The sequence below is a fragment of the Pseudomonas sp. P1_F7 genome (assembly GCF_056405655.1).
On record NZ_JBFUBR010000003.1, the window covers coordinates 390,921 to 417,238 of the forward strand.

The window sequence follows — 26,318 nt, forward strand, 5'->3', positions numbered from 1 at the left end:
GTCCGCCACCCGAGGTGATCCGTTCGGATCATCCTTCAATTCTCCCCCCTAATCCGATTTCCAGCCGCCCCCCCAGTCAATGGGGGGGTTCGCTTTTCGACTTCGCAATAGTCTGACCTCACAAAAGCGCCAACGTATCGGCGAGTGGGAGCAGGTTCATGTCTGAAAAAGTGCTGATCGCCGGTGCAGGAATGGTGCCGTTTCTACCGCTGGGTGGCTCCGACAGTCACGCGGCGTTGGCGGGGCAAGCCATTCGTGCGGCGCTGGCCGATGCGCGGATCGACTATGACCTGGTCGACCAGGTGTTTACTTCCTGCGTATACGGTGAAACCGGTATCGCCGAGCAGATGTTGTCGCAGATTGGCTACTCGGGAGTGCCGATTTTCAGTCTCGGCGATGGCTGTGCGTCGGCCAGTAGTGCTTTCCAGTTGGCCCGCAATAGCCTGCTGTGCGGCCAGGCTGAATGTGTCCTGTTGGTTGGCGTCGAGTGCATGCCGGCACGCATTTCCAATCATGAGTTTTTCGGATTGAAAGATCTCGCTCGCGATGAGTCGGCAACGGTCAGACAGGATGAGAACCCCATCGGCTTTATCGAGCGTCGACAACAACCGGCGCTGCTGTTCGCTGCCCAAACCAGCTGGTTATTGACACGCATGGGCATTGCTCAAAGCAGCTTCGATCAAGTGCTTGAGCGGGCACGGGCCCAGGCCGGGCTCAATCCCTACGCCGTGTTGAACCGCGTGCCGGATCGCGACGGCTGGCTCCCGCCTTATCTGTGCCCGCCAGCCTGCGGTGCAGCGGCCATCCTGCTCTGTACCCCGGCCTTCGCCTTGCGCTTCGGCGCTCGGGCGGACGTCACCGTGCTGGCCAGTGTCAGGGGCAGTGACAGCGCTTCAGAGCAGGAAGCGGGTTGCGTTCTGGATGTGCTCGGACAGGCGACCACCCGGCGAGTCGCGCAGTTGGCTTATCAGCAAGCGGGCCTCGGTGCGGAAGACATCGACGTGGTTGAACTGCACGACCAAAGCGTCGGCGACTTCATGGTCAATAGCGCCGCGCTGGGCTTTTGCCGGGAGGACGAGATCGATCGATTCGTGCAGCAAGGACACCGCCTGAAAGGAAAGGTGAATGCAGTGTGCCCATCGGGTGGCTTGCTGGGACGTGGTCACGCTCCGGGTGCCACCGGGTTGGCGCAACTGGTCGAGTTGGTCTGGCAACTGCGCGACATGGCCGACGGCAGGCAAATTGCTGGTGCCCGCACGGCTTTACAACATAGCACCGCCCTGGGCCGGGCGGTGTCGGTCACCCTTTTGCAGCGCACCTGAGAGGAGGCTCACTACGCCGTGATTCAACCCATGACTTTTCGTAAACCATAGAGCAGGTGGCAAGCTAGATGAACAAAAATAATAAGATCTGCCATGCAAACCTTCGCAAAGGGTTGTTGGCCTCCGCCATTCTCACCGGCCTGGGCATCGCGCCCGTGGGGGCTGTGGAGATCAACACGGGGAATGAAGACTTTGCGGTTCGCTTCGACAACACGCTGAAGTTCAACTATGCCCAGCGCGTGGAAGCTCCCAACAGTAAGTTGGCCAATTCGTGGAACAACAATGACGGGGATCGCAACTTCTCCTCCGGCAGTCCCGTTGCTCAACGACTGGATGTGCTGTCCGAACTGGACGTGGTTTACAAAGAAAAAGTCGGTTTCCGTGTCAGTGCCAACACCTGGTACGACCACGCCTACGACGATATTGGCAGCGATAACGCCTCGACCAATCAGCTCAACAACGGTAAGCCGGACTCTCGTCATCAAAGCGGTTACGCCGATCGGTATTACAACGGTCCTTCTTCGGAAATCCTTGATGCCTTCGTGTTTGGCAGCACTGAAGTCGGCGATGAATCACTGCTCAGCGGCAAGCTCGGCAAGCACACCGTTTACTGGGGCGAAAGCATTCTCGCCTTTGCCCATGGCAACAGCTATGGCCAGTCCGGCCTGGACATTTCCAAGTCGCTGGCGGTCCCGGGAACAGAAGCCAAAGAACTGTTCATTCCGCGTAATCAGTTGTCCACCAGCCTCACGGTCAACCCGGAACTGACCCTCGCCGCGCAGTACTTCCTGGACTGGGACGCCGCGCGGTTGCCGGAGTCGGGCACTTATCTGGGGTTCAACGACGGCATTCAAAATGGCGGGCACAACCTGTCGTTGATCGGCGGCAAAAACCCGCTGTTCGGCACACCGGGCCCACTGGGTGCCAACCAGTTTTTACGGCTGACCAACGGGCATACGTTTATCCCAGACAACCAAGGTGACTTCGGCCTGATGGCCAAATGGAGCCCGGAATGGCTGCAGGGTACGCTGGGTTTCTACTACCGCAAAACCTCCGACATTCTGCCGAACCTGGTGTTGCAACCTACGGCGATCGGCCCTGCGCAACTGATCTCCGGCAATGCCGGCAGCTACAACCAGTTCTATGTCGACGACATCGATATCTACGGCATCAGCCTGTCGAAAAGCATCGAAGGTGTCAGCGTCGGTCTCGACCTGAACTATCGACACAACATGCCGCTGGCCAGCGTGCCGGCAACGGTCAATCCGGTAGCCGGTGCTGCCGGTTTGCCTGGCTTCATCAGCAGCTTTGATGGTGATAACGGCGTGGCCCGAGGCAACACCGTGCACGCGGTGCTTAACGGCTTGACCACTTTCGGTGCGACACCGGTCTGGGACAGTTCGACCTTGCTGGTTGAACTCGCCTACAGCCGCTGGCTGGACGTCACCGAGAACAAGCAGTTGTTCAAAGGCGAAGACTGGTATCGCGGTGTCGACAAGGTCACCAAGGACAACTACGTCCTGGGCGTCAACTTCAACCCGACCTGGTATCAGGTGTTCCCCGGCATCGATATGTACCTGCCGGCCAACTACAGCGTCGGCCTTGCGGGCAACTCGTCGGTTCAGCTCGGGGGTAACAAGGACTCCGGAAGTTACTCGGTCGGCGTTGGCATGGACGTGCACAACCAGTACCGGTTTGACCTGAAGTACGTGGACAACTTTGGTCCGTTCGACACCTGTGGCTCAGCCGGTGGCGCCGGTGCACAGGGCCAGGGCGCTGCACCAGGGGCCAACGGCCAATACAACTGCGTACCGGGGCAGACCACTGCTTTCGGCGGTACGCAGCCTCAGCTCAAGGATCGGGGCATGGTCACTTTTACCTTCAAAACGACCATTTGATCGAAGTCTTTGCTTGATAGCAGGAGTCACTCCATGAAGTTCGTCAACACGCTTTTGTTCACTGCATTGACCGTTGCCATCGCTGGTGCGGCACACGCAGCCGTGTCCCCCGATGAGGCGGCCAAGCTCGGCAACAGCCTGACAGGCGTCGGCGCTGAAAAGGCCGGCAATGCCGACAACACCATTCCATCCTACACCGGCGGTCTCACCACGGCGCCGGCCAGTTTTCAACCGGGTAGTTCGTTCCGTCCGGACCCTTACGAGGCCGACAAGCCACGCGTCGTCGTCGATGGCAAAAACGTCAGTCAATACACCGACAAACTGACCGCGACCACGCAAGAACTGCTCAAGCGTTACCCGACGTTCCGGGTCGATGTGTTTCCGACCCATCGCAGCGTTGCGCTGCCTCAACGGTTGCTGGATAACACCGCAAAAAATGCCGTCGGCACCCAGACACTCGAAGGCGGGGTAGCACTGCAAAACGCGTTGCCCGGCGTTCCATTCCCGATCCCGAAAGATGGCTATGAGGCCATGTGGAACCACCTGCTGCGTTATCAGGGTTATGCCACCAATATCAAATATGACTCCTGGAACGTCGACAGTTCCGGGAGGGCAATTCTGGCCACGTCCGGTAATGCCTATCTGGAATACCCGCTGTACGATCCGAAGCGTATGGAACCGGCGAAAGAGACGGATCTGTTCTTCAAGACCAAACTCTACTACCAGGCCCCGGCCCGTCGCGCAGGCGAAGCCATCCTGGTGCAGGATGCCGTCAACCCTCTGAAAATGGAGCGTCGTGGCTGGCAATACCTGCCAGGTCAGCGCCGCGTGAAACTCGCACCGGATATCGCCTACGACACGCCAAACCCTGGCTCGGCCGGTGCTTCGACCTATGACGATGCCTGGGTATTCAACGGCGCAATGGACCGTTACGACTTCAAACTCGTCGGCAAGAAGGAAATGATCATTCCTTACAACACTTACAAGTTGAACTATCACAAGGACGCTGCGGATATCACCACGCCGCATCACGTCAATCCGGACCTGATGCGCTGGGAGTTGCACCGCGTGTGGGTGGTCGAAGCCACGCTGAAACCGGGCAAACGCCACATCTACAGCAAGCGCACCTTCTACCTCGACGAAGACAGTTGGATCGCCCTGGCTTCGGATGAATATGACGCCAGCGGCAAGCTGTACCGCGGATCCTTTGCACACCTGGCATACAGCTATGACGTGCAGGCGCCGAATTCCGATAACCACATGATTTATGACCTGGTCTCTGGCAGCTACAACATCACCGGCATCTATGGCCCGTACGGCGGCGTCAAGTACATCGACCCGCTTTCGAAAGCGCAATGGGCACCTGAGTCATTGGCCGGCACGGGTATTCGCTGAGCCATAACACAGGGATTTTTTGTCGTCGACAGTGTGTACCGCACTGTTCGGCGGCTTTTTTTGCCGAGTAAACCTCATGAATACATTTAGATGGATTGCGCTCACTGCGCTAACCGTGGCGTTGGCCGTGCCATTTACCAGAGCCGTAGTCGCCGCCGATTTTGTCGACGTGCTGTCGAGCCCCGCGATACAGAGTGAACAGGCGATTGGCGGGATGTTCACCGGGTTGACCCGTGCAGGTGAGCGCCTGGTCGCCGTGGGCCAACGCGGCCATATTTTTTATTCCGATGATAACGGCGTCCGCTGGCACCAGGCACAAGTGCCGGTGAGTTCCGATCTGGTGGCCGTGCAGTTTCCGAGCCCGACGCAGGGGTGGGCGGTCGGGCACGACGGCATTGTGTTGCACAGCGACAACAGTGGTGAAACCTGGAAGCGTCAGCTCGATGGCCGTCAGGTGGGGCAGATCATGCTCGACCATTTTCAGAGGCAAGAAGGGCAACAGCCCAATGATGCGTTATTGGCTGAGGCTCAACGAATGGTCGATGAAGGGGCTGACAAACCTTTTCTGGACGTTTGGTTCGCCAATGATAAAACCGGATATATCGTCGGCGCGTTCAATCTGATTTTCCGTACCGAAGACGGCGGCCGGAGCTGGGTTCCGTTGATGGATCGCACCGACAATCCGGGGGCGCTGAATTTCTACGGGATGCGTGCAATCGGCGATGACCTGTTCATTGTCGGCGAGCAAGGCCTGGTATTGAAACTGGACCCGGCAACGCAACGCTTCATCAACATCCCGACGCCCTACGGCGGCAGCTATTTCGGCATCACCGGCAAGCCGGGCTCGGTGCTCGTTTATGGCCTGCGGGGCAATGTCTATCGCAGCGTCGATCACGGCGTGAACTGGGACAAGGTTGAGTTGGGTCTGTCCTCAAGCATCACCGCGAGCACGATCACCGCCGACGGCCGAATCATCCTGGTCAGCCAGGCCGGGCATGTGCTTGTCAGCACCGACGACGGAGCAAGTTTCACGCAAAAGCCACAAGACCGCCTGGGGCCCGCCGCTGCGGCGCAGGCCATCGCATCAGGCGCCGTGGTGGTCGCAGGCGCACGAGGCTTGCGCCAGTTGCCCTTCGAATGAGCCCACCCCACATAATAAAAAGAGACGAGCCACTTCATGGGTAACTACAACCTCGATACGATGCCGGTGATCCGAGAGCTGAAGGGCTTCGATGCACGCTCCGGCAATGTCCTTGAACGCCTGATTTTCAACAATCGCCTGCTGGTGGTGCTGACCTGCCTGATCGTGACGGTAGTGCTGAGCTATTTCGCGGCCACTGGGCTGACGCTCAATGCCAGCTTCGAAAAGATGATTCCGCAGAGTCAGCCGTACATCAAAAACTACCTTGAGAATCGCCAGTCGTTACGCGGGCTGGGCAATACGGTTCGGGTGGTGGTGGAAAACACCGACGGCGACATCTACGACCCGAAATACCTGGAGGTGCTCAAGCAGGTTAATGACACCTTGTTCCTGACCCCGGGCGTGGACCGGGCCTGGATAAAGTCATTGTGGACGCCTGCCGTGCGCTGGACCGAGGTCACGGAGGAGGGCTTCCGTGGTGGCCCGGTCATGCCGGACTCCTACGTCGGCTCGGCCACTGGCGTCGAGCAACTGCGCTTGAACATTACCCGGTCCGGGATCATCGGCAGTCTCGTCGGCAATAATTTCAAATCGAGCATGATTGTGGTGCCGCTGCTGGAGAAGGATCCGGTCACGGGCGCCGCAATCGACTATCACCATTTTTCGCGGATGCTTGAAGAGCAGCTACGCAACAAGTTTGAGTTTGCCAGCAGCCGCGCGGTACACGTTGCCGGTGAAGAGGGCAAAGGCCCGATCAAGATCCGCGTGATCGGTTTCGCCAAATTGGTGGGCGATCTGATCGATGGCCTGATGCTGATCATGATGTACTTCGGCGCCGCAGCGCTGATTGCCACTGCCATCATCTTTGGCTTTACCCGTTGCGTGCGCAGCACCGCGCTGGTGATTCTGTGCTCGGTGGTTGCGGTGGTCTGGCAGCTGGGCCTGATCACCTTGTTCGGTTATGTACTCGACCCGTTTTCGATTCTGGTGCCGTTTCTGGTGTTCGCCATCGGCGTGTCCCACGGTGCGCAGAAAATGAACGGGATCATGCAGGACGTCGGACGCGGCACCCATCAGTTGGTCGCCGCGCGTTACACCTTCCGCCGCCTGTTCCTGGCCGGGCTGACCGCATTGCTGGCCGATGCCGTGGGTTTTGCGGTACTGATGCTGATCGACATTCCGGTGATCCAGGACCTGGCCGTCACCGCGAGCATTGGTGTGGCGGTCTTGATCTTTACCAACCTGGTGTTGCTGCCAGTGCTGCTGTCTTATTGGGGTGTCAGTCCCAAGGCGGCGGCGCGCAGCTTGCGTCAGGAAAGGCAGGAGCTGAAAGGGAAAGGGCTAGGCAATTTGTGGAGCCTGCTTGACCGTTTTACCGAGCGTCGCTGGGCGACGGTGGCGGTGGTGGTGGCCGGGTTGCTGGCGGCAGGCGGCTTCATGGTCAGCACGCAGTTGAAGATTGGTGATCTCGATCCGGGCGCACCCGAGCTACGCGCCGACTCACGTTACAACCGTGACAACGCCTACATCACTGCCAATTATTCGCTGTCCAGCGACCAGTTTGCGGTCATGGTCAAAACAGCCAGCGAAGGTTGCCTGAAGTACGAAACCCTGGTGGAAGCCGATCGTCTCGGCTGGCTGCTGCAACAGCAACCGGGCGTGCAGACTACCGTGTCGCTGGTCAACGCTGTGCGCCAGATTACGGCGGGTTCCTATGAAGGCAACCCGAAAATGCTGACCGTCGCGCGCAACCAGAACGTGCTCAACTACGGCGCGCAGCAGGCCTCGGTGAACAACCCGGAACTGTTCGACAGTGACTGCTCGATGATGCCGGTGATCGCTTATCTCTCCGACCACAAGGCCGAAACCCTCGATCACGTGGTGAAAGTGGCCGATCAGTTCGCCCGTGAACACAGCAACGACGATCGGCAGTTCATGCTCGCCGCCGGTAGCGCCGGGATCGAAGCGGCGACCAATATCGTCGTGCGCGACGCCAATCGCACCATGTTGTTCTACGTATATGGCGCGGTGATCGTGCTGTGCTTCATCACCTTCCGCAGCTGGCGAGCGGTGGTGGTGGCGGTCGTGCCGTTGATGCTGACGTCGATTCTCTGCGAGGCGTTGATGGTCTGGCTGGGCATGGGCGTGAAGGTCGCGACCTTGCCGGTGATTGCCTTGGGTGTCGGCATCGGTGTCGATTACGCGCTGTACCTGCTCAGTGTTCAGTTGGCTCAGCAGCGTGCCGGTCTGTCGTTGACCGAAGCCTACAAAAACTCCGTGGCGTTCACCGGCAAAGTGGTGGCGCTGGTCGGCATCACCCTGGCGGCGGGCGTGATCACCTGGGCGTGGTCGCCGATCAAGTTCCAGGCCGACATGGGCATCCTGCTGACCTTCATGTTCATCTGGAACATGGTCGGCGCTCTGGTGCTGATCCCGGCACTGTCGCATTTCTTGCTCCGTCGTGCGCCTTGAAACGGCTGCTTGCATGATTTATCCGCTCGGCTATCTGTGAGTCTCTGCCACTTCTGAAACGTCGACATCAAACAAGAATAAAAGGAACACAAAACCATGCTGGGCTTGATGCAAGATCAACCGCTGTTGATTTCTTCCGTTCTGGAACATGCGCTGAAGGCGCATCCGCACACTGAAATTGCCTCACGCACGGCAGATGGATCGGTGCATCACTGCACTTACGCCGACATCGGCGAACGCGCTAAACAAGTGGCCAATGCGCTGGTTGCGTTGGGCGTGCAACCTGGCGACCGAATCGGCACCCTGGCCTGGAACGGTTACCGGCACATGGAACTGTATTTCGGTGTGTCGGGCATGGGCGCGGTACTGCATACGATCAACCCACGGCTGTTCGCCGAGCAGATCGAATTCATCGCCAACCACGCCGAGGATCAGTACCTGCTTTTCGACCTGTCGTTCGCTGATCTGGTCGAGCAGATCGCGCCGCGCCTGAAGACAGTCAAAGCGTTCATCGCTCTGTGTGACCGGGTGCAAATGCCGGCAATCAATGTGCCTGGTTTGATGTGCTACGAAGACCTGATTGCCGAGCACAGCAACGACTTCATCTGGCCTGAGTTCGATGAGCGCACGGCGTCGTCCATGTGCTACACCTCGGGCACCACTGGCAATCCAAAGGGTGTGCTGTATTCGCACCGTTCTTCGATCCTGCATTCGCTGGCGCTGTGTACCTCGGATGGCTTCGGTCTATCGGCGGCGGATTCAGCGTTGTTGGTCGTGCCGATGTTCCACGTCAATGCCTGGGGTATGCCGTACGCCGCCGCAATGTGTGGCGCCAAATTGGTGTTGCCGGGCGCCGCACTTGACGGCGAGAGCCTCTACACGCTGATGCGAGATGAACAGGTGACCCTGGCGCTGGGTGTGCCAACGGTGTGGATGATGCTGCAACAGCATGTCGAGACGCAGGCTTTGCAACCGGCGACAGAGCTGTGCCTGAACCGGGTGGTGATCGGCGGAGCCGCCGCGCCACGCAGCCAGGTCGATACGTTTGAAACCCGTTTCAATGCGCGTGTTTTGCATGCCTGGGGGATGACCGAGATGTCCCCGCTGGGCACCATCTGCAATCCGTTGCCCAAACACCGTGATGCTCCGCTGGAAGCAGTGCTCGACTTGCAGGCCAAACAAGGGCGGGCGTTGTTTGGGGTGTCGATGAAGATTGTCGATGAGCAAGGCGCTGAACTACCGCGAGATGGCAAGGCTTGCGGTCTTCTACTGGTCAAGGGACCGTGGATCGCCAGCCAGTATTACGGCGGCGAGGGAGGGCAGATTCTTGATAGCGAGGGCTGGCTCGATACCGGTGACATCGCAACGATCGACACTGACGGCTACATGCAGATCACCGACCGCGCCAAGGACGTTATCAAGTCGGGTGGCGAGTGGATTTCCTCGATTGATCTGGAAAACGCTGCCGTCAGTCATCCGGCCGTCGCCGAAGCGGCGGTGATCGGCATCCCTCATCCGAAATGGCAGGAACGGCCGTTGTTGGTGGTAGTGCTCAAACCTGGTAGAACCGCGAGCAAAGACGATCTGCTGAAGGTACTGCAAAGCCGCGTGGCGAAGTGGTGGCTGCCGGACGATGTGGCCTTCGTCGAAGCGCTGCCGCATACCGCCACCGGCAAATTGCAAAAGATGAAGCTTCGAGAACAGTTTCGCGACTTCAGATTTCAGAGCTAAAAGGCTATTTATCCAGTGGCACGATCAGCGGGCCGGCGAAGGCTTGCATGATCAACGCCACGGGTTGCTGGTGGCTGACCAGTTGGGCCATGGCGTTCATGTAGGGCGTCAGGTGACGAAAGTATTTCTTGTAGCTCGGACACAGGTAGTTTAGACCCGGCTCGCCGTTGGGTGCATTCATGAAGCGGTTTTTCGGGCATTCGCCATGGCAGGCGAAGCGGTAATCGCACTGCTGGCAATACGTCGGCAGTGTCTCTTCCTTGGCGGCGCCAAAGGCTTGTTGCGCAGCAGAGGCGAGTAGCACGGCAGGATCATCGGTCTTCAGGTTGCCCAGTAGATACTCGGGATACATGTAGTGATCGCAGGAGTAGACATTGCCGTCGTGTTCCACGATCGCTGCTTTGCCGCAGCGGGGGCTGAACAGGCACACCGAGGCCGGCAGCTGACACCATGAGGCCAGTGCCCATTCGAAGTTCATGACATGAACCTCCCCGACATCCTGGCGCACCCACTCGTCAAAAATCGTGATGAGAAAATCGCCGTAGGCCTCGGGTGCAACCGTTTGCTCCGTCACCATCGCGGGCTCCGGCACCACGTGCAAGCGCAATTCCGGCGGGATAGCGAAATGCAGACCCAGACTGACCTGTGAGGTGCTGGGCTCGCGTTCCACCACGGGGTTGAACTGAATATGACGAACGCCCTCAGACTTGAGGAATCGATAGATTTCCAAGGGGAATCTGGCGACATCGCGCGCCACGGTCACCAACACATTGAAGTCGACGCCATGCTGCTTGAGCAGTTCCAGACCGTGCATCACATCATCGAAACTGGAGTGTCCGCGCTTGTCGGGGCGATAGAGGTCGTGGACGAATCGCGGGCCATCGAGGCTGATCCCCACCATGAAGCGTTCACGGGCGAGGAATGCGCACCAGTCGTCACTGAGTAACGTGCCATTGGTCTGCAAGGTGTTGCGAATGACTTTATTCCCCGCGAACTGGCGTTGATACAGGACCGCGCGTTGGAAAAAATCCAACCCCAGCAACGTCGGTTCGCCGCCTTGCCAGGTAAATTCGACTTCAGGCGTGGGCTGGGCCTCGATGTAGCGCTGCACATACAGACGCAGCACCTCGTCGGTCATGCTGAAGCGTTCCCGAGGCGGGTAAAGCTGTTCTTTTTCGAGGTAGAAACAGTAACTGCAATCGAGGTTGCAGATCGGCCCGACGGGTTTGGCCATGAGATGCAAGCCCTGGGGCGGGGTTTCGTGGGTAGGCATGGGGGCAGGGTCCGGGAGTCATCAGTCTGCCGCCCGGTTATCCGGGCGGCATTGAGGGTCAAGGCAAATACGTCACGTGTACATCCTTGACCTTGCCATTGAATGCGAAGGGCGCACGCTCGAAATAGTCCAGGGTGACGGGGGAACCGAGGTCTTCAGCCACGTCGAAGGTTTCGCTGGCGGTGAACGTCAGTGCCGGAGTGAACGGCGTCACCCCTTTGGCGGCTTCCTGCCCGTCAAGTCGCAGGCTCAGACTGGCCGGCGCTCCGGGCTTGGCTGACGACAGGGTCGTCAGCACTTCGATACTGACTTTGCCTGCGGGTACTCGTTCGGCCGAACGCAGTTTGACTCGAGAGATAGCCAGCGCGTTGTACTCGTAGATCAGGAAACCGTCATCCATGTACAGGCTGACCCCACCACCGATACCGCCCAAGGCATACAACACGCCGGTGGCGTTAGCTGGAACGTCGGCGTCGACGACAACTTTACTGTTCTGATTGCGCAGGTTGGGGGCAGCAAATTCCGGAAAGCGATGGACGCGATCACTGAAATGCCATTCGCGTTGGCTGCTAGAGATTCGTGCAGTCGGATCGAGGAAGGGGTAGAGACCGGCACCAATCGGATAGACATGGTTAACCTTGGCCTGCATGTCAAACTCCGCCTTCAGCTCCGCAAGTTTTTCCGGATTACTCGCGGCTACATCGTTGGCCTGGGAGTAGTCGTTTTGCAGGTTGTAGAGCGACCATTGATCATTCGCCGGATTCCAGCCCATGAACTGCGCAAAGCCTTGCACCCAGGGTTTGCGCGGGCCAAAAACCGAGGCCATCCAGCCATCCTTGTAGACGCCGCGACTGCCGAAGACTTCGAAGTATTGCGCCGGCTTTTTCGACTTCACCTGAGCGTCGTTGAAGGTGTAGCGCAGGCTGACGCCATCCATTGGGTCCTGAGCGATACCGTTGACCTCTTTGGGTGGCGTGATCGACAGCACGTCGTAGACCGTCGGGGCAATGTCGTTGACATGGTGGAATTGTGCGCGAACTCTGGCGTCGGCCTTGATCTGTTTCGGCCAGGAAACAGCCAGCGGCGTGCGCGTACCGCCGAAGTAGCCGGCGACAAGTTTGGTGCCTACGAATGGCCCTGAACCTGCCCAGGCCCACGCAGCGTTGTACATGCTTTCAAGTTTAGGACCGCCGAGCGCGGACAAGCCGCCATACATCTCGTTGAGGACTTTCAACTGCTGCTCTTTGGGGACTGGAATCCCGTTTTGGGCCAGCAACTCATTAATCGTGCCCTCCATCCCCTCGGAAGAAGCGCCGTTGTCGCTGAAGACATAAAAGATCAGCGTGTTGTCGCGCTTACCTTCACGCTCCAGTTCGTCGAGGATCTTTCCGGCCTGCGTGTCGGCATGTTCCAGGAAACCGGCATACACCTCCATCAACCGTGCCTGATACTGTTTCTGTTCGGAAGACAAGCTGTCCCAGGCTGGGAGTTCCGCCGGGCGTGGGGTGAGGACGGCGTCCTGCGGGATAAAGCCCAGAGCTTTCTGGCGAGCAAACGTCTGCTCACGATAGGCGTCCCAACCAGCGTCGAACTTGCCTTTGTATTTATCGGCCCATTGCGCATTCACTTGGTGCGGGCCATGCACGGCACCCGGTGTCCAATACATGAAAAATGGTTTTGCTGGTGCGTAGGTCTGATGGTCTTGCAGCCAGTTTACGGCCTGATTGGCGAGATCTTCGCTGAGGTGATATTTCGGATCTCGCGCCGGTTCGATTGGCGTTGTGTCGCGGTACAGACGCGGTTCGTACTGAGAGGTTTCGCCAGCCAGGAAACCGTAGAAACTTTCAAAACCGTAAGCCGTCGGCCAAGTATCGAAAGGACCGGCCGCCGTGGTGTCCATGGGGGGTGTGTTATGCCATTTGCCGAACGCGGCGGTGCTGTAGCCATATTGCTTGAGCACCTCGGCCATGGTCGCCGAGCTTTTGGGTATCTTGCCGGTGTAGCCATCCCAGTCAGTGGCCAGTTCTGCGATGACGCCGTTGCCAACTCGGTGATGGTTGCGTCCGGTAAGCAAAGCGGCGCGAGTTGCGGAGCTGATGGCAGCGGTATGAAAAGCGTTGTAGCGCACACCGCTGTCGGCGACTCGACTCAGGGTCGGCGTATGGACTGCGCCGCCGACGGTGTCGGACTGCGCGAAGCCGGCGTCATCAAGCATGATCACCAGAATATTGGGGACCTCGGCAGGAAGGTGAGATTGATGCTGACGTTTCTGGTGCTTCGATTCTTGCAGCGTCGGTTTGGCGTCACTGGCCGAAGGCGTCGGCGGGAAGGGCAGCGAGTCTTGTGCGGATGCTACCGAGCTGGCCAACATTGCGCAGAGTTTCAGGGTGAAACGTCCGGCGGGTTGCAGCTTCTGGGACATGGGTGTCTCCGTTTTTTATTTATTGCAACGGCGCAGCCGCCCGGTCGAACACCGGACGACTGAGAGATTGGAGGGCTGGTCAGACCGCAAAGCTGGTGATGTCTTTGGGCTCGATATCATTGGCTTTGCAGAACGCCAGGTAACGATCCACGCTGGATTTCCAGTTCTCGATGGCAACGACGTTGTTGTTATCGTCGTAATACAGCAGGTCGCCCTGGGTGATGTTCAAGGTGATTAGTTCATCGCCATATTCAGTCAGCGCGATAGGCGTATGGCTGGAACCTGCGGTTTCGAACACCACGCCGCCCTGTGTCGAGATCCAGTCGTGTTCCAGGTATTTCCAGCCACCCTTGATGGTGTAAACGATGACCGTGCCGGAGTGATAGTGCTTGGGCAGAGCAGACCCGGCCGGGGCCTTGAGCAGGGTGATGGTTTCCCCGCGAACCGGGTCGCATTTGATGTATTTGATGAAGACTTCATCGCTGTAAGGTGCGAACGGAACCCACGGCAGGTCCTCGTCGTTGATGGAGGAGGTGTCGATGTTTTCATAAAACATGCTTGTTGTTCTCTGTTGGACGGTGGAAGGATTTACACGGTGCGTTGAGAGCATCGTGAACAGGCTGTGCTCACACCGCCCCCCTCTTGAGGAGGGGTATCCATCCAATGGCGTTGAATCGCGGCATACGGAGTGCCGTGCAAATAACGCCAAAACAACAACATCTACGGTTTGCGGCCACCGCCGGCCTTTGGGTGATCAAAGCGGACGTCAGGGCCTCTGCGAAACCCTGACGCCCCGGTTCAGCGGCGGCGCGCCGGCGCCGTCCGCTGCAACCGGTCGTTAGGTGCTCAATTGATTTTAACGATCGCCGGCGGACTCCACGTGCCTTTGCCAGGAGGCAGGACGGAAGGGTTTTCCGTCTTCGGCCAATACAGGCGCATCACCATGTAGATCAGATCATTCGGTGCAGGCAGCCAGTTGCTTTCCTTGTCCGCGCCGGGTGAATCCTTCTGGACGTAGAGGGTCAGCGAGCCGTCTGCGTTTTTCTTCATGTCAGGTAGCATCGGCGAGTTGATGAGGTAGCGATTGATCGGATTCTTGATCAGCAGTTGGCTCTTGCCGTCGTACATCGTCACCGACCAGAAAGCATTGACCGGCGGGAGCTGTCCAGCGGGAAAGGTGAGGGTGTAGTTGTGTTTGCTGCCGTCAAGCGGCGTACCATCGGACAGGATCTTGGCCATCGGATACGTGGCCTCTTCGGCGTCGTTGGCATAGATGCCCGCTTGGGCGATGGCGGCACGCTTTAGCCAGTCACTACCGTAGAACGCGGCATCACCGCCGGAACTCACGATGTTCCAGCCATTGACCTGCGTGCCGAGATGATTGACTGCATTCTGGACCTTCGTATGCCCAGCCTGCATGCCCTCAACCACTGCGGCCTTTTGCTCGGCGGACAGATCCTGGAAGTTGAAGTCCTTGCCGGCGCCAATGCCCAGGCGGGCCAGCTTCGCGCGGATCGCCGCTTCCTCTGGTGTAGCAGGGGCAAGCTGCATCACAACGCCCAGATATTTGAAGAAATCGGTCTTCACGAGGTCCTTGTCGATCTTCGGGAAGTCGATCGCCGGCGCGGCAGGCGGCGCGGGCTGCTTGAGATAAGCCGATAACGGCCGGACCGCATAAGCGGACTGGATCTTTTCGACGTTCGGCATGTCCGCCGGGTTGTAGAGCTGGGTGCGAAAGATCACGAAGGGGAGTTGTGTGCTGGAACGAAACACCCTCTTGATGCCTGGCGGGGTCACGCCCTTCCAGTCTGGGCCGACCACCATGTAATCGCCAGCTTCGCTGCCGGTGGTACGGCTGCCGATGTAACCGAAGTTGTTGGTGCTGTTGTCAATGAGCTGCACCGAGTAGTACCGCGGTTTCTCCACCGTCGGTACCGAGAGCACGATCGGCTCGCTACGCAGGTCCATGAACATCAAGGAATACGGCGTGTCGCTGTTCGGCGAGACGATGGCCGTGTCCTTGTAGCTAAAGACATTGTGCATGCTGTGAATGTGGTTGAACGGCGCCTTGTACTGGCCGGAGCTCTTGTCCACGGCATAGTCGTACATGATCGCGTAGTTCATCACGATGGGCAGACCGTAGATGTAGCCTTCCTCGGCGATGGCTTTCGTTTCAGCGGGAGTGATGTCCGCTGCCTGGGCGTGCGTAAATCCAAAGGACGCGAGCAATACCAGCGCACAGCCAAATGTTCTCGGTAGTGTGGTTATCATGAATCTGAAACTCCATTTTTCGTGTTAGACGGGGGGTGTCGGTCAGCTAACTGCTAATCAGGCGATATTCCCCAAAGGCAGGAACCCCTGACGATCTTGATGCATATCTGTGCCCATCCAGGACACAACTTCTCGAATCTCACCGAATCGCAGGCGATCAATCATTCGAGCGCTAAACGCACATCTCACGGATCGTTTCACTTGGGAAAGAGTAGTGTATACGCCACCCGAAAGCCCCAACCGTGTGCACCGTCTTCAGGACTGTCCGCCCAGTATCGCGGCCCCACCTGAAGGCTCATGGGCTGCTTGCCGACTTTGAACAATTGCGTAACGAACAGGTTGATCGGCACATTCCACTCCCTGGCTTCCCAGTCGTAAGTGGATTCTGTATTAATGCCAAAACTGGTGTACGACGCTGTGGTATAGACCAGGAAGGGTTGCAGATACGTCTGATTGACCTTCTCCTTGTCATTGGCCGGGTTGTTGTCCAGCGACCAGATGTGGTTCGCCAGAATACCGGTCGTCCAGCCGTTGGCCTGCTTCAACGCCACCGCTGTCGGTCCAATCCCCCATTGTTCGCTACTCAGTAGTTCATCACTACCGGTCGGTAACAGCAGCGCGGGACCTGCGCCCCAGATCCAGCCGTCCTCGGTGGGCTTTTTGGGAGAGAAAAAGAAGCTTTGCGTGGTGTCGCCCACTCCGCTTTTATCGGCAATGCCCCTCGGTGCCAATCCATGCTGATCAATGACCGGGAGGATCGTGCGAGAGATCAGATTCCAATCGTCATTGAGTGAGAAGGGTAATACCGGCTGGATATTGGTGACGCTCTGGATTCCATTGCCGGAGGGCCCCATTTTCTGATTCCAGTTGTATTGGATGGGCAAGCTGTACAGTGCCGCGACTGGATTCAATGACTGTTTAGCCAGTTCCGCCTGATCGTCAGCCTGACTGGAAACGGATATACCGAAAGCCGAAAGTGCGAGCAAAAGCCGTTCAATGCGCTTGTACATGTTGAAATCCTTGAATGCGGATCGCCACGGGCTCCTCGACTATCAAGGGGAGCCCGCTAACGATCGGCAGAAACTGCTTGAGCACCTCGAGTTCAGCGCAAAACGATAAAGGCACCCGATCTGTTGTGGGCATGCCTGCTTCATACTGAGGTTACTTATTTCACACGTTCAACTTCCCCCCGTAACCCAGTCTTGTCGAGCCCGGGCACGAGGAGTCGTAAAACTTTATCGCTGCCGTGTCGATTACTTGAGTAACGTCTGCATGTCGCTGGTCATTCCCTTGATGGCCGCTTTGAAGTCATTCGCGGTGATTTTCTGGCTGGCGTTCTTCAGGTTCTCGCCAAACACTTTACGCACGGCTTTTGCGACCGGTGCGCCAGTTTTGGCGTCGATCAAGTCCGCCTCGATATACAGCTCGGTATTCTGGTCGCGATGACCCGTGGCGGCCTGAGTTGCACCTATGACTGCCGCGACCGGCACCACTTCGTACCATTTCATGCCTTCGTTGGTGGCTGTCACGCCAGTGATTGCCGCCTGCAGGATCAGCGCTCGCTCGTCTTTGCGAACATCTCTGGAATCAGGAACGACCACGTAATTTTGAGACAATGCCTGCTTGGCGCTTTCAGTGGTGTAGGACTGCAATTCCTGTAATGTTTTCAGGTCCACACGTTCATCCGGCTTGGGCGCCGGATACAGTTCCAAACGCTCGAAGACCACGGTGGAATAATCCGCAGGCTTGAATCCTGGCGCCACCCAGCGAAGTACTTCCACGCCACTTGGCGAGGTGGTTTCCTGCAGACCGTCATAACTCTTTAGAAAACCGGAATACTGTGTTTGCTCGGTAACTTTCGATACGCAGCCGGTCAATAACAAGCTGCTCAGTGCGGCACCCATTATCCATTTGTGCGAGAAGTTCATATAACGGTACTCCTTGAGGGATGTGTTCCTGAATGTCTGTTATTCAAGACCAGACCCTGTGGCCTCAGCCCTTTCGGCAATAAGGCCCGCCGGATCTCTGCCTGAGCAATCGAACGACTGCTTGCCAACTGCAAGCAGTCGCAGCGTAGCGTTACTTCGATGCCACCACTGCCGGCGGCTGCCAGCTACCGCTGCCTGCGGGAAGAATCGAAGGCTGCGTGGCCTTCGGCCAATAGAGGCGCATCACCAGATAGGCCGTGTCGTCAGGCGCCGGCAACCAGTTGGACTCCTTGGCCTTGCCTGGCGAATCCTTCTGGATGTACAGGGTCAGTGAGCCATCCGCGTTCTTCTTCATGGCCGACAGCATCGGCGAGTTGATCAGGTAACGGTTGAGCGGATTCTTGATCAGCAGCTGGCTCTTGCCGTCGTACATGGTCACCGACCAGAAGGCATTGACGGGTGGCAGTTTGCCGGCCGGGAAGGTGAGCGTGTAGTTGTGCTTGCCGGTATTCAACGTCTGGCCGGTGCCGTCGGTGCGCGTGTAGGGGTACATCGCCTCGGCGGCGTCATTACCGTACAGACCAGCCTTCGCGGCGCCAGCCCGCATCAGCCAGTCGCCTTTGTAGAACGCCTGGTCGCCGAAGAACGCGCCGACGCTCCAGCCGTCGATGTTCTTCATTCCGCTCGAGAGGAACTTGTCGACCTTCTCGTCGCCGGCCTTCATCCCCAGCAGGACCACGGCCTTGTGCTCGAGCGAGAGGTCTTTGAATTCGAAGCTGCGACCGGGGCCTACGCCGATACTGGCCAGCTTCGCCCGGATCGCCTTGTCCTCAGCCGATGCTGGCACATACTCCAGCGCGGCCGACAGGTACTCGAAGAAGTTGGCCTTGATGCCCTCCGTGGTGGCCGGCACGAAAGCAATCTTCGGCGCAGTGGGCGGCGCGGGTTGATGGAGGAAAGCGGACAGCGGCTGGACCTTGTAACCCGCCTGCAGCTTCTCGACATTCGGCATGTCGGCCGGATTGAACAGCTGGGTGCGGATCAGCGTCAGTGCGAAAGGGGTCGTGGAGCTGAACACCTTGTCGATGCCTGGAGGTGTCGCACCCTTCCAGTCGGGGCCTGCGATCAGGTAGCTCCCGGCCGCGCTGGCCGTGGCCCGGCTGCCGATGTAGCCGTAGTTATAGGTGTTGCCGTCGATCAGTTGCACCGAGAAGTAGCGCTTTTTGGAGACGGCCGGCACGGTGATCACCAGCGGCTCTGCGCGCAGGTCGGCCCAGAGAAAGGAGTACGGCGTGTCGCTGTTGGGGGTAATGATGGCCGTGTCAGCGGGGGTCGCGACCTTATGATCGTTGTGCAGTTGGTTGAAGGGGGCCTTGAACTGGCTGGACCTGGAGTCCACCGCGAATTCGTTCATCACGGCGTAGTTCATGACCAGCGGCAAGCCGTAGATAAAGCCTTCCTCGGCGATCGCCTTGGTCTGCTCGAGACTCGGCGCAGGTACGCCCTTGGCCACATCCGCCTTGTCTGCCTGCGCGATCGGATCATTCTTGCTCGCACACCCCGCGAAAAGCGTTGAACCCACTACGACGAGTGCCGCAGCCATTGTCCAGCTACTGTGAGACTTCCTGTTCATTTTCACCTCGTTAGTTTTGTGCAAGCTGGTGTCGTGAGTGTTCATGCCGACGGTTAGATACTAGGAATGACACCTGAAACACTCTTGGATTTTTCTCAGTAGCGCCAAGTCATGTTGGCGGTCAGGGCTTGAATCCAGGCGTTGTCGAACTCGCCTGATACACGATTGCCAGACAGAGATTTTTGCTGATCGACTGGCATGTCCCCCATCCACACCGTGACCCAGCTGAAATTCACGTCTGTCTCTTTATTCAGCGAATAAGTAAAGCCAGTGGCGAAGCGCCAGGCGGCGCCCATGGGCACGGTGAGCGTACGATTACCGTCGGACACCGCGGACGTGTCATAGGCGACACCGAAATCCCAGACCCAGTCCTGGTTCATCTGGTATTGAGCACCAAGCGCCAATTGATACGTGTCTTTGTAATGCGCATCGATTGAAGCGGCCCGAGAACCGGTTCTGGACGTGTCTACGTCAATGCCGATGTCGCCGAATTTCGACCAGTCCTGCCAATTGACCGAGGCCAGAAAAGCCCATTGCGTATCCAGTTGCTGGTACAGGCTGAGGGTCGCCGTTTGCGGTACTTTCAGGTCGATTTTGGTGTTGAGGCTGTTGAGGCGACTCACCAACGGAGCACTGCTCTTCACATCCAGGCGATCCTCGAAGTCGAGGTCAACCTGACTGGTGTAAGCCAGGCCAATCCGGGTACCGGGCTTTGGGGCATAAATCACGCCTGCGTTGGCGCCGTAACCCCAGGTGCTGTCCCGGTATTTGTATTGGCCGTCACCCCGTTGTGTCAGTCCGAGCGGCGCCTGATCAATCGCAGCTTCGCTCTTCAGCGTCCCGTACATGGCTTTCAGTCCGACGCCGACGGACCATTGATCGTTGAAGCGATAGGCGACACTGGGTACCAGTGACAGTCCCGCAATGCTCGCGTTCTGTACGAAATAACGGCCGGACCAGTCGTTGTCGTAGTTTTCAGCGAGGCCGAAATCGCCATAGGAGCCGAAGCCGATGGACCACCGATCATCCAGTTGATGGCTGATGAAGAAACTGCCACCCGGTATGGGATTGAGCGCGTTACCACTGCCAGTGCCCGGTGTATTGGTTTCACTGTCTTTATCAAACGATAAGTCACCAAAAAGAACCTGAGCGCCAGCGGAGATCTGTGTTCCGCTGAGGTAACTCAAGCCTGCGGGGTTGCTGGCGATGGTCGAAGGGCCCTGTGCCCGGGCCGCTGCACCGGCATTGGCCAGTCCGACGTTGTCGGTGGCGGTTTCGTACAACATCAGGCCACCGGCAACACTGCGGCCACTGGTCAAGAGTGTCAGCGCACCAAGAACAGTAATCGACAACACACTTTTATTTAATTGCATGAAATCCCTCTCTATCAGATCACTCAGTCTATGTCGCTTGCATCGCCCCAAGGCCAGGGCATCGTCTTTTATTCGTGTGGCCTTCTTGAGTGTCTGCGCGGAACTCCACCCGCAGGTGCAACTAATCGCCAACCTCATGAACAGCACAAAAAACCGAAGATCAGCTTTGCAATCAGCCTGTTGTTGCGTTCACTTTACGGCAATCATCAGAAAGGCATCTTGCATTTTCGGACAGTGCGCGCGGTATCGCGGGTGTATGGAAATTGTTGAATCAACCCTCAATGGAGGTTACCCCAGTCCATCTCTCCAATGCTGTGGTGACGTATTTGTCCACGTTTTGAACGCGCGGGAGAAGGCGTTTGGATCCTGGTATTGAAGGGTCTGAGAGATTATGGATATCGGCAAATCCGTATCTTTCAAGAGCTGCCGCGCGAAGTTGCTTCTGGAGTCGGTGATCAGTTCTTTGAGGTGAGAACCTTCCGCATCCAGCCGGCGTCGCAGCGTTCTTTCATTCAATGAGAATTGACTGGCGATGTGCCTGGAGTTTGCCTGGCCTTTCAATAATAGAGCGTATGTCTGGCTCTTTATTTGTTCTGACATCGTCAAGTGTGACGTGGCGGTCGAAATAGCCAGTTTAAGCAGATGGTGTAAGCGTGGATTCGCCGTACATTGAATTTGTCGGAGTTGCTGATTGTTTATTACAAGTCCGGAAATGCTTGCATTGAACTGAATGTTACAGCGAAATTTTCTGATGTACGGGGTGATGTCTGATGGCTTGCGATATGAAAACTGCACGCGAACGGGCGTCCAGTTAGCGCCTAACAATGTCCGCAACATTTGGAGGCCAACCATGACGGCAGTGTCAACAAGTAATGATTGATTGGGCAGGTCGTGGCGATAAATGACATATCCCAACAAACTATGTTGGCCCGCCAAGGGAAGAAGGAGTGGGGTCGCACCACGATCATAGAGATTGGCATGCCCGACCAGATCGTTTAATGCGTCGCCTGGTGTAGTCGCGAGACGCATAAGCTGACCTACCGGTCCCAAATTATCCAGCGAAAAGCGCTCACCGATCAACAGGCCAATATGGGGGCACTGAGTGTGTTCGAATGCCGTGTTGAACAGACGAGCAACATCCATGTAGGCGAGGTGGTTGTCTTCATTTGCAAATTGCTCAAGGCTGATACCAGCGTCTTTGAAAACGCTTCGCGAGGACCCCCCTATCGCGTCAACTACTTCCGGGAACCTACGGAATGGGCTTGTACTAATTTCTCCAGGTCCGCCGATTTTTAAAGATGATTTTTTTGAGGGCATATTAGCTCGCGATCATTCCTGAAACTGGCGCATTGGCCACGTTGGCGAACATCTGACACATGGCGAGCAAAAGAGCGTAGCGCCCATGAGCCAGCGCCTGACACCTCGCGGCCGTTCTGCGCCGCCCCTCAGTCCTTGGGCCGAATCATCGAATACACGAGTCGTGCGCATTAATTGCATCCAAAAATATATAACATTGAATACATTGGTTTTAGCACGGATGCGCTTTTTTTCAAATGGTCCATAGAGACTATGCTCCACCCTAATAGCCGCTTCCATAGATCGAGGAAGCTAGGTTAGAGGGCATTCTTCTGGTGTTTTCGCTCCGATATACTCAGGAAAAACAGGTCTTGACTAGCGACGTGCCATTGCCGCGTGAGGTGCTCGAAGCTTTATTGGATCTCATCCGCTAAAAAATATGCTTGTCCTCACTCATGAAAACTGTTGGTTTCAATTGTATACAGGCGAAGCATTGGTGACCGGCTGCCTCCCACTCGGACGGTGTGTAAATACCGTAGCTTGGTCGGGCGACGCGAACATGCACTTGGTCAAAAATAAAAAATAAAGTGAAGCCTACAGGGGGGAATGGGCCCCCTTTTTTCTGGATTGGCAAGGTGACTGTCCGCGCACAAGTGTTGCAGCTTGCCGGCGCTTTGGGAACGCAGATGTGTCCGACTTCGTTTATCTGCGAAGACCGCTATTGAGCCGATAGCTGCCTGTCGCGATGGGCCACAACCCAAAGCTGACTCTCGCATCCACTCAACGTTATCGACCAACAGCTGCTATTGCCTCTTGATGATTGAGGCACGAAAAACCGACTACGCTGTGAACGGCAAGTGAACAGTGCTGGTTAAAGCGTTTGAATAGCAGCGCCGCCCCGAAATTACCGGAGTTTGTCGATAATGAATATCAAACTGCTAAAAGCTTCCACATTGACGATGGCATTCTTAGGACTGCTGCCATTGTCGGCAGTACATGCTCAGTCGGGGCTTACCGCTGAAGAAGCGTATGCCATTGGCATCGATGCCTACACCTATTTCTATCCGCTGTTGTCCATGGATATCTCCCGCAAACAGTTCACCAACATTGAGCCCGGTAAATCGTTCGGCAAAGGCCCAATGAATACTTTCGTGAGCGTTCCGGCGTATCCGCCAGCAAATATGAAAGCGGTAGTTCGCTTGAATTTTGACACGCTCTACTCCTCCGCGTGGCTGGATCTTACCAAGGAACCTTTGGTGATCTCCGCGCCGGATACCGATGGACGCTATTACCTTCTGCCGATGCTCGACATGTGGACGGATGTCTTTGCCTCCCCCGGTTGGCGGACAACCGGTACCCAAGCGGGCAATTTTCTAGTGACCCCGCCTGGCTGGAGCGGAACTGTTCCGGAGGGCTTTACGCATCTTCCGGCCCCGACGTCTTATGTCTGGGTCATCGGCCGCACCAAGACCGATGGAGAACCGGATTACGCCGCGGTGCATAAGATCCAGGCCGGTTACAAGGTGACTCCGCTCTCGCATTGGGGCAAAACTGCGGAGCCGGTAACGGTGCAGATTGACCCGAGCATCGACATGAAAACGCCACCAAAGGTACAGGTCGACACCATGCCGGCCGACCAGTACTTTGCATACGCCGCCGAACTCCTCAAGGTCAATCCTCCCCACGACACTGACCAGCCGATCATCGCGCAGATGAAAAAAATTGGTCTTGAACCTGGTAAGAGCTTTGACATCAACAAGCTCGATCCGGCGTTGAAGCAGACACTTGAGAAGGTACCGGCACAAGCGCAAGAGCTCATGAAATGGAAGATGGAGACACTTGCCCGAGTCACTAACGGCTGGTCGATGAACACTGACACGATGGGGGTCTACGGCAATTACTACCTCAAGCGCGCCATCGTTGCGCAACAAGGTCTCGGCGCTAACCTTCCAGAGGATGCAATCTACCCGTTGAACCTCGCCGACGACACCGGCAAACCGCTCGACGGCGTCAACAAGTACACGCTCCATTTCGACAAAAGCAATATCCCACCGATAAACGCATTTTGGTCTGTCACGCTCTATGACGATGAGGGCTTCCAGGTGGGGAACGTGCTCAATCGATTTGCCGTCAGCAGTTGGATGCCGTTCAAAAACAACGCGGATGGTTCTCTTGACCTGTACATCCAAAACGAGAGCCCTGGCAAAGATAAGGAGGCCAATTGGCTGCCTGCGCCCGAGGGCGCGTTCAATCTGACCATGCGTCTTTATGCACCCAAGCCCGAAGCACTCAATGGCAAATGGAACCCTCCATCGGTTAAGCGGATTTAAACGGCCAGAGGTTCGACTGAGTTCAATGCGAAGCAGTTATCGATTAACCGCTTCGCATTGAGCGAGTACAGAGGCAGGGTTCAGCGAAATTTCAAGGCTGCGTCATAAGCTCTTGTATACATAGGTACAGGTAAGCCGTGAATGACGACCATGGTTACTCACCGATCAGGCACTCGCGTCGGGCTCCTTTTGGCCCAGAGTGTGTAAGAACGCCTTCGCGAACCCTTGCTATGATTTCTGAGGATTTCATCGCAAGGATCGCCCATGAAACGCTTTATCCAAGGTGAACATCGAGGCCAAGGCACCTTACTTCCCGAGAGTCTCGACGACTACGTCAGCGATACCAACCCGGTGCGCGTAGTCGACGTTTTCGTCGATGAACTTGACCTGGTCAAATTGGGTTTTGAAGGCGTTATTCCAGCCGACACTGGCCGGCCTGCTTACCATCCCTCGGTCTTGTTGAAGATCTACATCTACGGTTATCTCAACCGCATCCAGTCGAGCCGACGTTTGGAGCGAGAAGCCCAAGGCAACGTCGAGCTGATGTGGCTGACCGGGCGTTTGGTGCCGGACTTCAAGATCATCGCCAACTTCCGAAAAGACAACAGCAAGGCCATCCGAGGCGTCTGTCGCCAGTTCGTGGTGCTGTGTCAGCAGTTGGGACTGTTCGGAGAACATCTGGTCGCCATCGACGGCAGTAAATTCAAGGCCGTCAACAGCCGCGATCGCAATTTCACCAGTGCCAAACTGAAGCGGCGAATGGAAGAAATTGAATCGAGCATCAGTCGCTATCTGACCGCACTGGATGCTGCCGATCGACAAGCACCAACAGCTTCCGAGCCCAGTGCCGTGCGGCTGGAAGATAAAATCGCCAAGCTAAAGACGCAAATGAAGGAGCTTCAAGCGATCGAAATCCAGCTCAATGAATCGCCGGATAAACAGGTCTCACTGACCGATCCAGACGCTCGTTCCATGATGACGCGCGGTACGGGAATTGTCGGCTATAACGTACAGACAGCGTTCGATACTCAGCACCATTTGACCGTTGCGCACGAGGTGACCAACGTCGGTTCCGACTGCGATCAACTCAGCTCAATGGCCAAGCAGGCCCGCGAGGCGATAGCGTCAGAAACGCTGTCGGTAGTGGCTGACCGAGGTTACTTCAAAAAGCGAGCAAGTCCTGGCTTGCCACGATGCCGGCATCATCGCCTATGTGCCCAAGCCGAAGACCTCGGGAGCCAAGGCTGACGGTCGTTTCAATAACGATGCCTTCATCTGTGACGCGGCAAACAACGAATACATTTGCCCGGCTGGAGAGGCGCTGATCTGGCACTACTCCTACGTTGAAAAAGGCCTGAAGTTGCATCGTTACTGGAGTTCGAAATGCCAGGGCTGCGGTTTGAAGTCGCAATGCACACCGAGCACGGAACGACGAATTCGACGCTGGGAGCATGAAACCGTATTGGAGGAGATGCAGCTTCGGCTGAGCAAAGCCCCGGAGATGATGCGAGTCCGAAAACGGACGGTTGAGCATCCCTTAGGGACGCTCAAACAATGGATGGGTACGACGCACTTCCTGACGCGAAAGCTGGCCGGGGTGAGTGCGGAGATGAGCTTGAATGTGCTCGCCTACAACATGAAACGGGTCATGAAAATCATCGGTGCTCACGGTTTGATGAAGGCGCTGTCGACATAAAAAAGGCTGATCTTGGCCCATCCCAGAGGCTGTAAAAACTACGTAGACGTGTTCCAGTCCGCGACCGATGCGACCCGCAGCATCGACCGTGCGATCGCTCAGCCAACGAACGTCGATGCTCCAAGACGATGAGGTCA

At 56.9% G+C, this 26,318-nt stretch carries 16 protein-coding genes and 1 pseudogene; 8 read left to right on the forward strand and 9 right to left on the reverse strand.

All coding sequences use genetic code 11. The features are described 5' to 3' along the window. Positions 1–158: 158 nt before the first annotated feature. The 6 genes from AC1D1M_RS05865 to AC1D1M_RS05890 all read left to right on the forward strand — a co-directional run bounded on the left by AC1D1M_RS05865 (position 159) and on the right by AC1D1M_RS05890 (position 9,959). Positions 159–1,322, forward strand: coding sequence for a thiolase C-terminal domain-containing protein (locus AC1D1M_RS05865; RefSeq protein WP_477774886.1), 1,164 nt, complete (start codon positions 159–161; stop codon positions 1,320–1,322). A 68-nt stretch (positions 1,323–1,390) separates the two neighbouring features. Beyond that, positions 1,391–3,220, forward strand: a complete 1,830-nt coding sequence (locus tag AC1D1M_RS05870; RefSeq protein ID WP_477774887.1) for a DUF1302 domain-containing protein — start codon at positions 1,391–1,393, stop codon at positions 3,218–3,220. Positions 3,221–3,253: 33 nt separating this feature from the next. Then, positions 3,254–4,615, forward strand: a complete 1,362-nt coding sequence (locus AC1D1M_RS05875; RefSeq protein WP_477774888.1) for a DUF1329 domain-containing protein — start codon at positions 3,254–3,256, stop codon at positions 4,613–4,615. A 76-nt stretch (positions 4,616–4,691) separates the two neighbouring features. Continuing rightward, positions 4,692–5,756 carry a WD40/YVTN/BNR-like repeat-containing protein gene (locus AC1D1M_RS05880; RefSeq protein ID WP_477774889.1) on the forward strand — a complete coding sequence of 355 codons (1,065 nt, stop codon included), beginning with the start codon at positions 4,692–4,694 and terminating at the stop codon, positions 5,754–5,756. 36 nt (positions 5,757–5,792) lie between these two features. Beyond that, positions 5,793–8,228, forward strand: coding sequence for an efflux RND transporter permease subunit (locus AC1D1M_RS05885; protein ID WP_477774890.1), 2,436 nt, complete (start codon positions 5,793–5,795; stop codon positions 8,226–8,228). A 96-nt stretch (positions 8,229–8,324) separates the two neighbouring features. Next, positions 8,325–9,959 (forward strand): 3-(methylthio)propionyl-CoA ligase, encoded by a 1,635-nt coding sequence (locus AC1D1M_RS05890; protein WP_477774891.1) that lies wholly within the window; start codon positions 8,325–8,327, stop codon positions 9,957–9,959. Between the two features lie 4 nt (positions 9,960–9,963). Here AC1D1M_RS05890 and AC1D1M_RS05895 read toward each other — a convergent pair whose 3' ends face one another. From AC1D1M_RS05895 to AC1D1M_RS05935, 9 genes are all read right to left on the reverse strand, one after another. Next, entirely contained in the window at positions 9,964–11,232 is a 1,269-nt protein-coding gene (locus AC1D1M_RS05895) for an anaerobic sulfatase maturase (protein WP_477774892.1), read from the reverse strand. A gap of 58 nt (positions 11,233–11,290) precedes the next feature. Continuing rightward, positions 11,291–13,654, reverse strand: a complete 2,364-nt coding sequence (locus AC1D1M_RS05900) for an arylsulfatase (RefSeq protein WP_477774893.1) — start codon at positions 13,652–13,654, stop codon at positions 11,291–11,293. Between the two features lie 79 nt (positions 13,655–13,733). Continuing rightward, positions 13,734–14,210, reverse strand: coding sequence for a 2,4'-dihydroxyacetophenone dioxygenase family protein (locus tag AC1D1M_RS05905; protein ID WP_046028178.1), 477 nt, complete (start codon positions 14,208–14,210; stop codon positions 13,734–13,736). A 290-nt stretch (positions 14,211–14,500) separates the two neighbouring features. Beyond that, on the reverse strand, positions 14,501–15,925 hold the full coding sequence (locus tag AC1D1M_RS05910) for a DUF1254 domain-containing protein (protein WP_477774894.1): 1,425 nt from the start codon (positions 15,923–15,925) through the stop codon (positions 14,501–14,503). Positions 15,926–16,122: 197 nt separating this feature from the next. Beyond that, complete coding sequence (locus tag AC1D1M_RS05915) at positions 16,123–16,935, reverse strand: transporter (protein WP_477774895.1); 813 nt, start codon at positions 16,933–16,935, stop codon at positions 16,123–16,125. Positions 16,936–17,178: 243 nt separating this feature from the next. Next, complete coding sequence (locus AC1D1M_RS05920; protein WP_477774896.1) at positions 17,179–17,853, reverse strand: DUF3313 domain-containing protein; 675 nt, start codon at positions 17,851–17,853, stop codon at positions 17,179–17,181. Between the two features lie 151 nt (positions 17,854–18,004). Further along, the gene (locus AC1D1M_RS05925) at positions 18,005–19,486 is read right to left on the reverse strand and encodes a DUF1254 domain-containing protein (RefSeq protein WP_477774897.1); all 1,482 of its coding nucleotides are present in this window, start codon (positions 19,484–19,486) and stop codon (positions 18,005–18,007) included. A gap of 95 nt (positions 19,487–19,581) precedes the next feature. Beyond that, positions 19,582–20,859, reverse strand: a complete 1,278-nt coding sequence (locus AC1D1M_RS05930; protein ID WP_477774898.1) for an OmpP1/FadL family transporter — start codon at positions 20,857–20,859, stop codon at positions 19,582–19,584. 288 nt (positions 20,860–21,147) lie between these two features. Further along, positions 21,148–22,176, reverse strand: a complete 1,029-nt coding sequence (locus AC1D1M_RS05935; protein ID WP_477774899.1) for an AraC family transcriptional regulator — start codon at positions 22,174–22,176, stop codon at positions 21,148–21,150. Positions 22,177–23,078: 902 nt separating this feature from the next. Here AC1D1M_RS05935 and AC1D1M_RS05940 point away from each other — a divergent pair. Together AC1D1M_RS05940 and AC1D1M_RS05945 are read left to right on the forward strand one after the other, a co-directional pair. Beyond that, complete coding sequence (locus AC1D1M_RS05940) at positions 23,079–24,485, forward strand: DUF1254 domain-containing protein (protein ID WP_477774900.1); 1,407 nt, start codon at positions 23,079–23,081, stop codon at positions 24,483–24,485. Positions 24,486–24,749: 264 nt separating this feature from the next. Continuing rightward, a pseudogene (locus AC1D1M_RS05945) lies at positions 24,750–26,181 on the forward strand (IS1182 family transposase). Positions 26,182–26,318: the final 137 nt, after the last annotated feature.